General features: G+C 62.7%; 11 protein-coding genes. 4 read left to right on the top strand and 7 right to left on the bottom strand.

The window, feature by feature from the left end; all coding sequences use genetic code 11:
- Position 1 precedes the first annotated feature (1 nt).
- From KGB29_RS04360 to KGB29_RS04330, 7 genes are all read right to left on the bottom strand, one after another.
- Complete coding sequence (locus KGB29_RS04360; protein ID WP_150814779.1) at positions 2 to 574, bottom strand: chorismate mutase; 573 nt, start codon at positions 572 to 574, stop codon at positions 2 to 4.
- A gap of 81 nt (positions 575 to 655) precedes the next feature.
- Positions 656 to 946, bottom strand: coding sequence for a hypothetical protein (locus tag KGB29_RS04355; RefSeq protein ID WP_150814780.1), 291 nt, complete (start codon positions 944 to 946; stop codon positions 656 to 658).
- A 320-nt stretch (positions 947 to 1,266) separates the two neighbouring features.
- Positions 1,267 to 2,820: an amino acid permease gene (locus KGB29_RS04350; protein WP_150814781.1), complete on the bottom strand. Its 1,554-nt coding sequence runs from the start codon at positions 2,818 to 2,820 to the stop codon at positions 1,267 to 1,269.
- A 162-nt stretch (positions 2,821 to 2,982) separates the two neighbouring features.
- A complete protein-coding gene (locus KGB29_RS04345; RefSeq protein WP_057714226.1) occupies positions 2,983 to 4,143 on the bottom strand; it encodes an iron-containing alcohol dehydrogenase in 1,161 nt (386 codons plus the stop codon).
- A gap of 3 nt (positions 4,144 to 4,146) precedes the next feature.
- Positions 4,147 to 5,538, bottom strand: a complete 1,392-nt coding sequence (locus KGB29_RS04340; protein WP_150814782.1) for an aldehyde dehydrogenase family protein — start codon at positions 5,536 to 5,538, stop codon at positions 4,147 to 4,149.
- 7 nt (positions 5,539 to 5,545) lie between these two features.
- A complete protein-coding gene (locus tag KGB29_RS04335) occupies positions 5,546 to 6,919 on the bottom strand; it encodes a glutamine synthetase family protein (protein WP_150814783.1) in 1,374 nt (457 codons plus the stop codon).
- 251 nt (positions 6,920 to 7,170) lie between these two features.
- A complete protein-coding gene (locus KGB29_RS04330; RefSeq protein WP_150814805.1) occupies positions 7,171 to 8,760 on the bottom strand; it encodes a winged helix-turn-helix domain-containing tetratricopeptide repeat protein in 1,590 nt (529 codons plus the stop codon).
- 259 nt (positions 8,761 to 9,019) lie between these two features.
- Here KGB29_RS04330 and KGB29_RS04325 point away from each other — a divergent pair, with 259 nt between their 5' ends.
- From KGB29_RS04325 to KGB29_RS04310, 4 genes are all read left to right on the top strand, one after another.
- The gene (locus tag KGB29_RS04325; RefSeq protein WP_150814784.1) at positions 9,020 to 9,772 is read left to right on the top strand and encodes an SDR family oxidoreductase; all 753 of its coding nucleotides are present in this window, start codon (positions 9,020 to 9,022) and stop codon (positions 9,770 to 9,772) included.
- A 44-nt stretch (positions 9,773 to 9,816) separates the two neighbouring features.
- Complete coding sequence (locus KGB29_RS04320; RefSeq protein WP_150814785.1) at positions 9,817 to 10,230, top strand: cupin domain-containing protein; 414 nt, start codon at positions 9,817 to 9,819, stop codon at positions 10,228 to 10,230.
- A gap of 95 nt (positions 10,231 to 10,325) precedes the next feature.
- Positions 10,326 to 11,423, top strand: a complete 1,098-nt coding sequence (locus KGB29_RS04315) for an HlyD family secretion protein (protein ID WP_150814786.1) — start codon at positions 10,326 to 10,328, stop codon at positions 11,421 to 11,423.
- Positions 11,420 to 13,012, top strand: a complete 1,593-nt coding sequence (locus KGB29_RS04310; RefSeq protein WP_150814787.1) for a DHA2 family efflux MFS transporter permease subunit — start codon at positions 11,420 to 11,422, stop codon at positions 13,010 to 13,012. The genes KGB29_RS04315 and KGB29_RS04310 overlap by 4 nt, the downstream gene beginning before the upstream one ends.
- Positions 13,013 to 13,155: the final 143 nt, after the last annotated feature.

The raw sequence follows: 13,155 nt of genomic DNA, 5'->3' as shown, positions 1-13,155 counted from the left end.
GTTATCGCCCTGCAATACACAGCTCCCCGGTCGCACGAATCATCGCCTGGCCATGCAAATAATCCTTGATCAGCGCGGAACGTTCGGTGGCCAGCCATTGCGGGCAGTTCGGGTCGTTGCGGTAGGGCAGGAACGCGGCGTACTGCGTGAGCAGCAGGTTCTGCAGGTTGTCGAGCTTGGGCCGGATGTCGTTGCCCAGGTCTGGCCGTGGCGTGTCCGGTGCCTTGTGCGCCGCTTGCCATTGTGCGAGCCGGCCGTATTGCACCAGTTTGCTGGCTTCAATCTGGGCGGCGATCAGGACGGCGACATCGTCGGGGTCAAGCTGGCGTTGGGCCGCCTGCTTCCTGGCGTTGGCGATGACTTGCGCTTCCCGGGTGTTGTCCTGGACCGGTTTGCCGCTGTCCCACTTGGTCAGCGCCACCAGTTCGCTGATGTTCAACCGCTCATTCATCGTCGCCAGCAAGGGCTGCAAGGCATCTGGCGCCGGGGGTGTCATGCCAGCTTGGGCGCTGCCAGCGAGCAAGCCGAGCAGGGCGCAGGCCAGCCAGTGCGGCAGGCGCAGGGAATGGGGCATGGGCAGAACCTCCTTGGACGCGAAAATCACTCCGGCTTGTGTATCACAAGTGCGGCCAGGGAACGACAGGTTGCGAAAGATTCAGGTCAGTAGCCGTTCAATCTGCGCCAGCTCCCAGGTGCTGAGCAAACTCACCGGGTCGGTGCCGAAGCGCTGCCCGTTGTCGAACACATATTCACGGCCATCGGGGCTTTGGCCGTGCAGGCAGTGGCGCAGGTGACCGGCGTCGACGTCGAGCGTCAGGCGCCAACCGTCGATGTCGACCTGTACATGATCAAACTCGCAGGCGTTGTCGACTCGCTTGAAGGTGCAAATACCTTGAGCGGCATCGCGCAACGGCTGGTAAACCTCGCGGGCGGTGAGGGCGGGCACAGGTGTCTCCGGGGCGGAATCGGGGAGGCACAGGATAGATCATCAGCCTGCAAAAAAGCCCGGAAACGCCAAACAACCTTGTGGGAGCGAGCTTGCTCGCGATTAGGCCGGCACATCCAACATCGATGGCGCCTGACACACCGCCATCGCGAGCAAGCTCGCTCCCACAGGGGAATGCAGCCACCCGCAAATCCCGGAAACGCCAAACAACCTTGTGGGAGCGAGCTTGCTCGCGATTAGGCCGGCACATCCAACATCAATGGCGCCTGACACGCCGCCATCGCGAGCAAGCTCGCTCCCACAGGTTAATCAGCACTCGCCTATTTCCTGTCCAACGCCGCCTCCGCCGCGGCAATTTCAGCCTGGCGCTTGACGATCATGTCGCCCACCGGTGGCCCCTGGAAGCGCCGGGCTTCAAAACCGAACCAGACGATGGCCGTCAGGATCAGGAAACCGATGGTGATGTACAGCGCCCAATCGTTCGGTGGCTGGATGCCGATGACGAAAATGATGATCATCGCCAGGATCGAGAGGATGGCGAACACCGAGTACCAGAAACGCCCCATGTTCCACGGCCCCATGGTCGGCCACTTCGACGTCCCAAAGGTAAACAGGCCGAGCGCGATGGGAATGGCGAAGGAGAAGAACAGGAAGATCACCGTGCAGGACACCACGATGGTATAGACCGGCGTTGTCCCGATCGAGATCACCGACGATCCCCAGACGAACAACACCGCTAGGGTGGCACCGGTCCAGATCGCTGCCACCGGGCTGCGATGGGTCGATGAGACCGAGGACAGCGCTTTTGAGCAGGGCAGGCCTCCGTCCCGGGAGAACGCGAAGATCATCCGTGAAACCGAGGTGACGGTGGCCAGTCCGCAGAGCACCTGCGAGATGAAAATCGCCACGAAAAGCACCAGTTTCAGTGTCGGGTCGACCTGGGTGTTCATGGCCCAGAAAAACACGTTCCAGCCTTGCTTGGCCGCCTCGTCCATGTTCGGCAGCATCAGCACGAACGCGCTGAGCATCAGCCAGCCGAACAGCAACGACCAGACCACCGACATGACCATGCCGCGCGGCACCGACATGGCCGCGTTGCGGGTTTCCTCGGAGGTATGCGCAGAGGCGTCATAGCCGGTGATGGTGTAGATCGGCAACAGCAGGCCGAGCATGAAAACCCAGCCGTTGGAGACCTGCGGCCAGACGCTGCCACCCGCTTCGCCGGAATAGTTGCCGAAGGTCCACAGCCGTGCGAATTCATAGCTGGGTGCCGATATCAGGCAGACGATGGTCAGGGCCAGCGCCGTGGCGAAGATCAGGTAACCTGAGAAGTCAGTGAGTTTGGCGGTCAGGCCGATACCCAAGTGGTTGCACAAGGCCTGCAGGCCGGTGAGGATCGCCAGGAAAATCACCCTGACCGTGGTCGTGTCTTCCATGCCCAGTGCCGGCCCGAAGGCACCGAAAAAGAAGTAATAGGTACCGACGTTGATCGCGCCCAGCACCGTGACCAGCCCCAGCAGGTTGAACCACGCGGTCAGCCATCCGGTGAAGCGGTTACCCAGGATCGAACCCCAGTGGTACAGGCCGCCAGCGGTGGGGTAGGCCGAGGAAATCTGCGCCATGGCCATGGCGAATACCCCGGAGATCAGGCAACCGATTGGCCAGCCGATGCCGATGGATATACCCCCCGCGCCCGAGGTGCCCTGGGCCAGCGAGTTGATGCCACCGGAAAGGATGCAGATGATCGAAAAGGAAATGGCGAAGTTGGAGAAAACCCCCATTCGTCGTGAGAGTTGCTGGGCATAGCCCATGCTGTGCAGCACCTTGACGTCATCGTCGTGCGTTTCGGTGCCCGGCTGGCTTGCTGGGTTCATGATGTGTGCCCCTTTTCAGGTTTTGGACAGGCCGAACTAAGCCGCCGTAGGCTCGACCTTGGTTTTCTGTAGGAGCGAGCTTGCTCGCGATGAACGTCAACGATGACGCGGGGAGCCTGACCCCCCGCGTCATCCTCAAGTCCATCGCGAGCAGGCTCGCTCCTACAGACGGCCGTGAAGTGCCGCGTCGAAAATCTTTGCCACGCCGTCCCGGGTCAATGGCAGCGGGTTGCCGCCAGCGGAAGGGTCGACAATCGCCATGTCGGCGATCAGGTCGGCCTGCCGGTCATCAACGCCCAGTTCAACCAGGGTATGGGGCACGCCGATGTCCTTGCGCAGCTTGAGGACGAAGGCCAGGAAACTGTCGAACCCCGGGGAGGGCAGGCGCAGGTACGCCGCCAGGCGGGTGATGCGCTCCTCGATGGCCGAGCGATTGAAGTGCAGGACATAGGGCATGAAGGTGGCATTGGTCATGCCGTGATGGGTGTCATACAACGCACCCACCGGATGGGAGAGCGCATGCATCCCGCCCAGGCCTTTCTGGAATGCCGTGGCGCCCATGGCCGCCGCCGCGAGCATTTGTGCGCGGGCCTCAAGGTCCGACGGCGTGTGTACCGCCTTCACCAGTGAGTTGGCCACCAGGCGCATGCCTTCCACGGCAATGCCATCGGCCAAGGGGTGAAAGCCGGGGGCGCAGTACGCTTCCAGGCAATGGGACAGCGCGTCCATGCCGGTGCCTGCGGTGATTTTGGCGGGCATGCCGACGGTGAGGGCCGGATCGCTGATCACCACGCGGGGCATCATTTTCGGGTGGAAGATGATGCGTTTGGTGTGGGTGCGCTCGTCGATGATCACCGCCGCACGGCCGACTTCGGAACCGGTTCCCGCCGTGGTCGGCACGGCAATGACCGGGGCGATGCGGCTGTCGTCGGCGCGGGTCCAGTAGTCGCCGATGTCTTCGAAGTCCCAGACCGGACGGGTCTGGCCGCTCATGAAGGCAATGAGCTTGCCCATGTCCAGGCCACTGCCGCCGCCGAACGCGATCACGCCGTCGTGCTGGCCCGCACGCCAGGCATCGAGCCCGCCGGCCAGGTTGGCTTCCACCGGATTGGGCTTGAGGTCACAAAACAGCGCCACGCCAAGACCGGCGGCGCGCAATGCGTCCAGTGCCGCCGTGGTGATCGGTGCACGGGCCAGGCCGCTATCGGTCACGAGCAAAGGTCGCTGGATACCCTGGCTGCGACAGACCTCGGCCAGTTCGGCGATGCGCCCGACACCGAAACGAACGCTTGTGGGGTAGCTCCAGTTTCCTGTCAGGTTCATGGTCTACACCTCGTGACGCAGATGAAAGGATTTGGCCCGGGTCAGGTGCTCGTAGCCCAGTGGCGACAGGGTGACGCCGCGCCCGCTGTTCTTCACGCCGGTCCAGGCCAATGCCGGGTCCAGGTAGTCGCAGCGGTTCATGAACACCGTGCCGGTGGCGATCTCGTTGCCCAGGCGTTCGGCCGCTGCGAGGTCCCGGGTCCAGATGGAAGCGCTGAGCCCGAACTCACTGTCATTCATCAAGGCGATGGCTTCTTCATCGCTGGCCACCGGCATGATGCCGACCACCGGGCCAAAGCTTTCGTCGCGCATGACCGACATTTGATGGTTCACGTCCACCAGCACTTGCGGTGCCAGGTAGGCGCTGCCCGGCACGTCGGCGGGAAAGGACTTCGGATCGATCAGCGCTTTGGCGCCCTGGGCCAGCGCATCGGCAATCTGGCCGCGAACGAAGAATGCGGCGCCCGGTGTCACCAGCGGACCGAGGGTGGTGGCTTCATCCAGTGGGTTGCCCAGCACGTACTGGCGGGTCAGTTCGGCGAAACGCTCGACAAACACCGGGTAGATTTTCTGGTCGACGTAGATGCGTTCCACGGCGCAGCAACTCTGCCCGGAATTGAAGAAACTGCCGTCCACCAGATTTTCCACCGCCTGTTCAAGGTTGGCGTCTGCCCGGACATAGGCCGGGTCTTTTCCGCCGAGCTCCAGGCCCATACCGAGAAATTGTCCGCTGGCGACGCTTTCCATGACTTTTCCAGCCTCCACGGAACCGGTGAAGTTCACTTGCTGCACGCGCCCGCAAGCAATGATCGCCCCGGTCGACACATGGTCGAGCAGCAGATTCTGGAACAACCCCTCGGGCAGTTTTGCGCGACGCATGGCTTCGGCGAAGCGCTCGCCCACCAGCAGCGTTTGCGACGCATGCTTGAGGATCACGCTGTTGCCGGCCATCAGTGCCGGGATAATCGTGTTCACCGCCGTCAGATAGGGGTAATTCCACGGAGCGACCACCAGCACCGTGCCCAGCGGTTCGCGTTTGATATAGCGGCGAAATCCCGCGACAGGCTCGGGTTCTACCCGATCAAGGACCTGCGGTGCGATAGCGATCATGTGCCGGGCGCGTTCGGCGAAACCGCGCAGTTCGCCGGCGCCATAACGCACCGGGCGGCCCATCTGCCAGGCCAGCTCCGGCACGATGTCGGCCTGCATCGACAGCATTGCGTCCACCGCGGCAGTGCAAAACGCCGCGCGTTCGCTCAGTGAGCGGCGTTGCCATGCCGCCTGTGCGCTGGCAGCGGCCGTCAGCGCCTGCTCGACCTGCGCCGCATCGGCCACCTCGCGTTCGGCGTACACCCGGCCATCGACCGGGGAGATCAATTGAACCTTCGCAGTCATGATGTTCTCAATAGCGCTCGAAGCCGCGCTGCAATTCCCAGTCGGTGATACGCCGGTCGTACTCTTTCTGCTCCCACTCGGCGGTGTGCACGTAATGGTCGACCACCTCATCGCCGAACGCCTTGCGCAACATGCCGGAGGCCTTGAGTGCGGCGCTCGCCTCGCGCAGGGTCTTGGACACTTCCGGCAAATGCTCATCCAGGTAGGCGTCGCCTTCGAACGGCGGCGCCAGATCGAGCTTCTCGTCGATACCGGCCAGGCCCGCCGCGATCAACGCAGCAAACGCCAGGTAGGGATTGAGGTCGGCACCGCCGATGCGGCATTCGATGCGGATGGCCTTGCTGCCTTCGGCACACAGGCGAAAGCCGGCGGTGCGATTGTCGCGGCTCCAGACCGCCCGCGTCGGCGCAAAAGTGCCAGCCTGGAAGCGCTTGTAGGAGTTGATGTAGGGCGCAAGAAAACAGGTGATGTCGTTGGCGTACTTGAGCTGGCCGGCGACCCAGGAGCGCATCAGTTTCGACATGCCGAACTCGGCTTTCGCGTCGAAGAACAGCGGCTTCTTGGCGTTCTTGTCCCACAGCGAATTATGGATGTGACTGCTGGAGCCGGCAGCGTCGTAGCGCCACTTGGCCATGAAGGTGATCGCCTTGCCCTGCAATTGCGCGATCTCTTTGCAGGCGTGCTTGATGATGACGTGGTGGTCAGCCATGGTCATGGCATCGGCGTAGCGGATGTTGATCTCTTCCTGGCCGGGGCCCCATTCTCCCTTGGAGTTTTCCACGGGAATGCCCGATGCCTGCAAATGCTTGCGAATCGCCCGCAGCACCGGCTCTTCGCGGGTGGTCTGGAGGATGTTGTAGTCCTCGATGTAATGGCCGGCGGTTTTCGGTTTGTGATAGTTGCGCCTGTGGATCGCCTCGTAACTCTCATCGAACAGATAGAACTCGAGCTCCGAGGCAAACATGCCGGTGTAACCACGCTCGCGCAGGCGCTCGACCTGTTTTTTCAGAATGGCCCTTGGGCTGTGGGGCAGGTCCTGGCGATGGTGATGATCGAGCACGTCGCACAGCACCAGCGCCGTGCACTCAAGCCAGGGCACGCGCCGCAGGGTGGACATGTCGGGCTTGAGCACGAAATCGCCGTATCCCTTGCTCCAACTGGCCGCGGCGTAACCCGGCACCGGCTCCATGTCGATGTCATCGGCCAGCAGGTAGTTGCAGCAGTGGGTTTCTTCGTGGCCGCTGTCGATGAAAAACTCGACCTGGAATCGCTTGCCGACCAGGCGTCCCTGCATGTCGACCATGCAGACCAGTACGGTATCGATTTCGCCGGCAGCCGCGGCGCGCTTGAGTGCATCAAAGCTGAGGAGGGGCTCTGTCATCACGGCAATCCTGCGTGAAAGGTTTGGGCCAGTCTGGGATAGCTGTTGCAGACGCTCTCCAGAAAAACCCAAAACCTGCAGAACCGAGCATCATGAGCAACGAGTTGCTCAAAGCTTAGCCTACCGTTGCAATTGTAGGAGCGAGCTTGCTCGCGATGGATTTGAAGACACCGCGACTAATCAGAAAACCCGCGTCATCGTTGGCGACCATCGCGAGCAAGCTCGCTCCTACAAGGTGAGGGGAGTCGTCTTCACTCCGGTAGCCCGGCCAGCCGCAGTCCATCGACGAAACGGGCGAAATCCTCAGGCCGTTGAATGGGCAGCCAGTCCTTGAGGGTGCACAGACGCAAAGAAGGATCCAGCTTTTGCAGACGCTGCATCGCCAGATTCGCTTTTTCCATTCGACCGCCGAGCGCATCACTGGCCGCCACCAGCGCCGCCGCGACCAGCAGACTGGGCAGGTTACCCAGGGCCTTTTCCGCCCACTGCGCAGCGGCATCGAAGTGCCCGGCGAAGAAATGCGCGAGCGCCATCCCCACCTGCATCCTGAACATTTCCGGATCCAGCGGACTCAAGCGAACGGCATGGTTCAAATGCTCGATGGCGGCGTCTGTTTCGCCGTGCAGTGCCCGCAGGATACCGCCCAGAAACCAGGCGGGGGCGAGGTTGGGATTGAGCAGGCGCGCCCTGTCGAGCAGCGCAATGCCGCCGTCGACCTCGCCGGCGAGATGAGCAAGCGCATGTCCGCCCCGGGTCAACGCGACGGCATCGTCGCGGCCGAGGGTCACCGCCAGACGCGCCAGCCGTATGCCCTCGGCGATTTCTGCGGGTCGATCGCTCATCCAGCCATTGAGCTTGCGCCAGAAGTGGCACCAGGCGGCCATGCCATAGGCCGAAGCAAATTCCGCATCGAGTTCGATGGCCTGGTAGAACATCGGCAGCGCCTGCTCGATGGCTTCCCGGCTGCCGCTGTGCAGTTTTGCCATGGCCCGCAGGTAGTAGTCGTAGGCGTCCAGGCTTTCCGTCGGCTTGCGCTTGGCGCGTTCGATTTCTGCCCGCTCCAGTTGCGGCGCGATGGCACCGACGACGCTTTCGGTGATTTGGTCCTGCAGCTCGAAGAGGTCGTCGAGCAGGCCTTCGAAGCGCTCCGCCCAGATATGCGTCCCGCTTGTCGCGTCGATCAGTTGCCCGGTAATGCGCAGCCGGTTCCCGTACTTGCGCACGCTGCCTTCGAGCACATAGCGCACGCCCAGTTCCTGGCCGACGCCCTGTGCGTCCACGACCTGGCCCTTGTAGGTGAAGCTCGAATTGCGCGCAATGACGAACAGCCAGCGGATACGCGACAGGGCGGCGATGATGTCCTCCACGACGCCATCGGCGAAATACTCCTGCTCCGGATCGCCGCTCAGGTTCTGGAAGGGCAGGACGGTGATCGAGGGTTTGTCCGGCAGGACGAGCGTAGGGGAGGGGATTTGTTTCGGGGCAGCGCTTGCGCGTTCGTCGATGTCAGGCTGTGGAGTTTGCCCGCTCAAGTCGCCGTTGATCCGACCAACGAAGCGGTAGCCCTTGCGGGGGACGGTGCGCACCAGGCGCTGCTCCTCACCGGTATCACCAACGGCCTTGCGCACCGCATTGATGTGGCTGGTGATCGTCGATTCCGAAACGATCCGGTCGCCCCACACCGCCTTGAGCAACTCGTCCTTGCTGACGACGCGGTCGGGATTGTTGACGAACAGCAGCAACAGATCGAAAACCTGCGGTCCGACGGCCACGATTTGCCCGCGCAGGGTCAGCTCCCGGCGCTCCTGATCGAGTACGTAGTCTTCAAACGTGAATGGCAAATTGAGCATCCCCTGGCGAAGCGCCCTCAACTCCGTGTCCCAGGCGGCTGGCGGTTGGTAACTGAGGCAGATGATACGGCAGCTCGACACCCGCTGCACCGTCTGCGGCAAGGGCGGCTGGACGAACGTCAATAGCTTTGGACATAAATCCAAGCACTCGCCAAGGCAAACCCAAGCCCGGCGCAAGGACTTGCCTGGTGCGCGCAGGCACTCTTTCTACACCGACGCAATGGTTGCAGTCGACAAGTGGAGAAAAGTCATGAAGATCGTCGTCATCGGAGGCTCCGGCCTCATCGGATCGAAACTTGTGAACACCCTGCGCGAGCGCGGCCATGATGCGCTCGCCGCCAGCCCCAGCACGGGCGTGAACAGCATCACCCGCGAAGGCCTGGCCGAAGCGATGGATGGTGCTGATGTGGTGGTCGACGTGGCGAACGCGCCGTCGTGGGAAGACCAGGCCGTTCTCTATTTCTTTGAAACGTCGAGCCGTAACCTGCTGGCCGCCGAAGCCGCTGCCGGGGTTCGTCATCACGTAGCCCTGTCGATTGTCGGCAGCGAACGGCTTCCCGATACCGGCTATTTCCGGGCCAAGGTCGCGCAGGAGGCCCTTATCAAGGCATCTGGCGTTCCTTACACCATTCTACGTGCCACGCAGTTCTCCGAGTTTGCCGGCGGCATTGTCCAGTCGTTCGCCGTTGGCGAGGAAATTCATGCTTCGCCGGCGCTGATCCAGCCGATAGCGTCCGACGACGTGGTAGCGGCGCTGGCCGATGTCGTGCTGGCAGCACCGGTCAATGGCACGGTTGAAGTCGGCGGCCCGGAAACCATGCCGATCGACGAACTGGCCAGGCGCTATCTGCAAGCGACTCAGGACAACCGCAAGGTCGTGCCGGATGTGCATGCCCGTTACTTCGGCGCCGTGCTCGACGATCAATCGCTGGTCACCGGCAAGAACGCACGCCTGGGGGCGATCCGCTTCGACGACTGGCTGGCCCGGTCGACAGCGCAGTAACGAATCGCACCCGCACATTACCCTACGAATCCAGGAGAAATCCCATGGTTACCCGATTGCTAATGGCCGCTGTCTTCGCAGCGCTATCGATCAGCGCCGCATCAGCCGCCGAGCCGCCCCCCGGCAAGGTGACGGTGGTGTTCGACCGTCCCATTCCAAACATCCCTGGCAAGAGCATGAGGGGCGTGGTCGTCGAGTATGGGCCGGGTGCCGCGTCGCCGGCCCACACCCATCCGAAAACGGCCTTCATCTATGCAACGGTGCTGGAGGGTTCGTTTCGCATCCAGGTCAAAGGCGAGCCGGAAAAGATCTACAACGTCGGCGAAAACTTCGTAGAGGAGCCGGGCTCCGTGCACCTGGTCAGCGCCAACGCCAGTGACACCCAACCTGCACGCCTGTTGGCGGTGTTCGTCCTCGACACCGAGGAAAAGGTGCTCGTAACACCGATCAAACAGTGAGCCGATCACGCGCTCATGAAGGCTCGACCGCCGGGCGGCAGACGCTGTCGCCCAGTGGCCGAGTCAGTTCTTGGCACTGAACAGGAAATGAAAAAATGAACTCGCTCCTGGACAAGGCCGCCATTGCCACCAGCGCAAGTAGCGGCACGCCTGTGGTCGTGGTGCGGCGAAGCAAGCGCAAGACCATCGGCCTGTTGCTGTGCGTCGCGGCCTTGATGGTCGTGGCGGTTTGGGGAGCCATGGCGTTTTCAAGTGGCGTGACCTCGACCGACAACGCGTATGTCCGCGGGGACGTCACCTCGCTGGCCGCCAAGGTTGCCGGCTATGTCACGGCGGTCGAGGTCCGGGACAACCAGGCCGTGCGTGCCGGTGATGTGCTGTTTCGAATCGATGACCGCGACTACCGCGCCAAACTTGCGCAAGCCGAGGCCAATGTCAGCGCCGCCCAGGCGCGCCTGACCCATGTCGATGCGCAGATCCAGCTCCAGCATGCGCTGATCAGGCAGGCCGAAGCGCAAAGGCGCTCAGCCTCCGCCGACATGAGCCTGGCGGCCAAGACCCACGACCGCAGCCGCAAACTGATCGTCAGCAATGCGGTGAGTCAGGCCCTGGTCGATGAAACCGGCACCGCGCAATCCAGAGCCGCGGCCTCGGTTTCGGCCGCTTCGGCAACGGTCGAGGCGCAACAGCAGCGCATCACGGTGTTTGTAGCCGAGCGCGAGGCTGCCGTGGCCGCTGTGAGCCAGGCAGAGGCCGCACGTGATCTCGCCCGGATCGATCTCGAGCACACCGTGGTACACGCACCTGTGGATGGCGTGGTCGGTAACCGTCAGGTTCGCCTCGGTCGTTTCGTCACACCGGGCGTTTCCCTGCTCGATATCGTGCCGGTCAATGATGTATGGGTCGTGGCGAACTTCAAGGAAACCCAACTGGAACATATTCGCCCCGGTCAGCCGGTGCGCGTCACGGTCGATGGCTACCCCGATGCGGCACTCGATGGCGTGGTCGACAGCTTTGCACCCGGCAGTGGCTCGGCGTTCAGCCTGCTGCCGCCCGACAACGCCACCGGGAACTTTGTGCGTGTCGTGCAGCGCGTACCGGTGAAGATCCGCCTGGCTGACAACCCGCTGCCGGGGCGCATCGTGCCGGGCCTGTCCGCGCGGGTGGAAGTTGCACAAGGGGCCGGCTCATGAGCCGCGTTGCCTGCACCACGCCGAGCAGCGCCAGGACAACGAACGGCGTCCTGCTCATGGTGGGCATCGTGCTGGCGACGTTGACCGAAGCGATCGCCAGCACCGTGCTGGCCCTCGGCCGCGGCGACATCATCGGCGACACCTATGCCACGCCCGACGAGTTCGCCTGGCTGGATGTCGGTTACATCGCGCTCAAGCTGATCGGGTTCATGATCGCCCCTTGGCTGATGCAGCGATTTTCTGCGCGCAACGTGATCATCGGCGCCACCCTGGTCATGGGCCTGGCGTGCTGCGTGGCTGCCGTTACCGCCTGGCTGGAACTGCTGATCGCATTGCGCATCCTGCAAGGCTTCGCGGGAGGTGCTTTGCTGGTGGCGGGCCAGGCGATCATCTTTCGCGGCTATCGGCGCGCTCTTCAGCCGATCCTGCAAGCCCTGTTCGCCATGGCGGCGGTGGTCGCGTCGGCGACCCTCGCGCCGGCCCTGCAAGGGTGGTTGATCGACAGCCAGTCCTGGACCTGGATTTTCTTCAGCGTAGTGCCGTTGGCCCTGGCGGCGATCGGCTTCTTGCTCATCGCCGACCACCCCATGCCCGCCAGGTGCCGGCAACCTTCGTTTGACTGGCTCGGCTGTGCACTGATCGGTGCCGCGCTGTTCTGTTTCACCTACGTGCTCAGCCAGGGTAGCCGCTGGGACTGGTTCGAGGAACCGCGCATCCTGGCACTGACGGTGATCGGTGCCGCCGCGCTGCTGGCCTTTCTCGGTCAACAGGTGTTGGCCAACGGCCAGGGGTTGCTCGATTTCAGCCTGTTCAAAACAAGCGATTTCACCTTTGCCTTTATCGTCAGTTTCGTCGCCGGTGCCGCCCTGTTCGGCAGCGCCTACCTGATCCCGGCGTTCGCCCTGTCGGTACTCGCGTTCACACCGACCGATGCCGGCCTGCTCCTGTTGCCCAGTGGCGGTTTTTTTGTCGGTTCGCTGCTCATCGCCGCCTATCTGTTCAGCGTGCGCCGCGTGCCGCCCGTGGCGACCGTGCCGCTGGGTATCCTGCTGATCATGGGGGCGATGTGGATGCTGTCCGGCTCCAACAGCGAAAGCGGCACCGACGACATGATGGCGGCCATCCTGTTGCGCGGCCTGGGCCTTGGCTTCCTGTTTCTGTCGATCACGCTGATCGCTTTCAGCCACCTCAACAGCCGCAACCTGGCCAGCGGCATCGGCCTGTTCAACACAGGGCGCCAGTTGGGAGGCTTGATGGGCGTCGCTGGGCTGCAGACCTTGATCGACCATCAGGTTGTCAGCAATGGCGTGGTCCTCGGCGCCAACGTCACCCCAGGGGGGCACGCGGTCATCGAACGGCTGATGACCACAACCGCGATGCTGGCAGGGAAGGGCATGGATCAGGTGGCCGCTGGCCGGGCAGCCACGAGCTTGCTGGGCAAAGCGGTATCAGGTCAGGCTACGGTGATTGCTTTCGATACGGCGTTCTTCGCCGTGGCCCTGCTGTTCGTCTTTGCCGCGCCCATACTGGTCGGCATCAAGATTGGCCTCTCGCGATCCGCAAAAGTGCATGAACTACAAACGAATTGATAACCCGCACGAAAAAGCCCGGCTGTTGAAGCCTGATGCTGTTCAGTTAAATGAAAACGATCCCCTGTAGGAGCGAGCTTGCTCGCGATGGTCGTTAACGATGCCGCGTGTTTACTGACTAAACGCAGCGCTCTTGAGTCCAT

Source organism: Pseudomonas sp. BF-B-30, assembly GCF_019956305.1.
GTDB lineage: Bacteria > Pseudomonadota > Gammaproteobacteria > Pseudomonadales > Pseudomonadaceae > Aquipseudomonas > Aquipseudomonas jessenii.
This window is presented reverse-complemented; position numbering and strand designations above follow the sequence as displayed.

Excerpts from the sequence above, each read along its gene's own strand:
- KGB29_RS04340 (WP_150814782.1), bottom strand. The coding sequence starts at position 5,538 with ATGACTGCGAAGGTTCAATTGATCTCCCCGGTCGATGGCCGGGTGTAC.
- KGB29_RS04310 (WP_150814787.1), top strand. The coding sequence starts at position 11,420 with ATGAGCCGCGTTGCCTGCACCACGCCGAGCAGCGCCAGGACAACGAAC.
- KGB29_RS04315 (WP_150814786.1), top strand. The coding sequence starts at position 10,326 with ATGAACTCGCTCCTGGACAAGGCCGCCATTGCCACCAGCGCAAGTAGC.
- KGB29_RS04335 (WP_150814783.1), bottom strand. The coding sequence starts at position 6,919 with ATGACAGAGCCCCTCCTCAGCTTTGATGCACTCAAGCGCGCCGCGGCT.
- KGB29_RS04360 (WP_150814779.1), bottom strand. The coding sequence starts at position 574 with ATGCCCCATTCCCTGCGCCTGCCGCACTGGCTGGCCTGCGCCCTGCTC.
- KGB29_RS04350 (WP_150814781.1), bottom strand. The coding sequence starts at position 2,820 with ATGAACCCAGCAAGCCAGCCGGGCACCGAAACGCACGACGATGACGTC.
- KGB29_RS04345 (WP_057714226.1), bottom strand. The coding sequence starts at position 4,143 with ATGAACCTGACAGGAAACTGGAGCTACCCCACAAGCGTTCGTTTCGGT.
- KGB29_RS04320 (WP_150814785.1), top strand. The coding sequence starts at position 9,817 with ATGGTTACCCGATTGCTAATGGCCGCTGTCTTCGCAGCGCTATCGATC.
- KGB29_RS04325 (WP_150814784.1), top strand. The coding sequence starts at position 9,020 with ATGAAGATCGTCGTCATCGGAGGCTCCGGCCTCATCGGATCGAAACTT.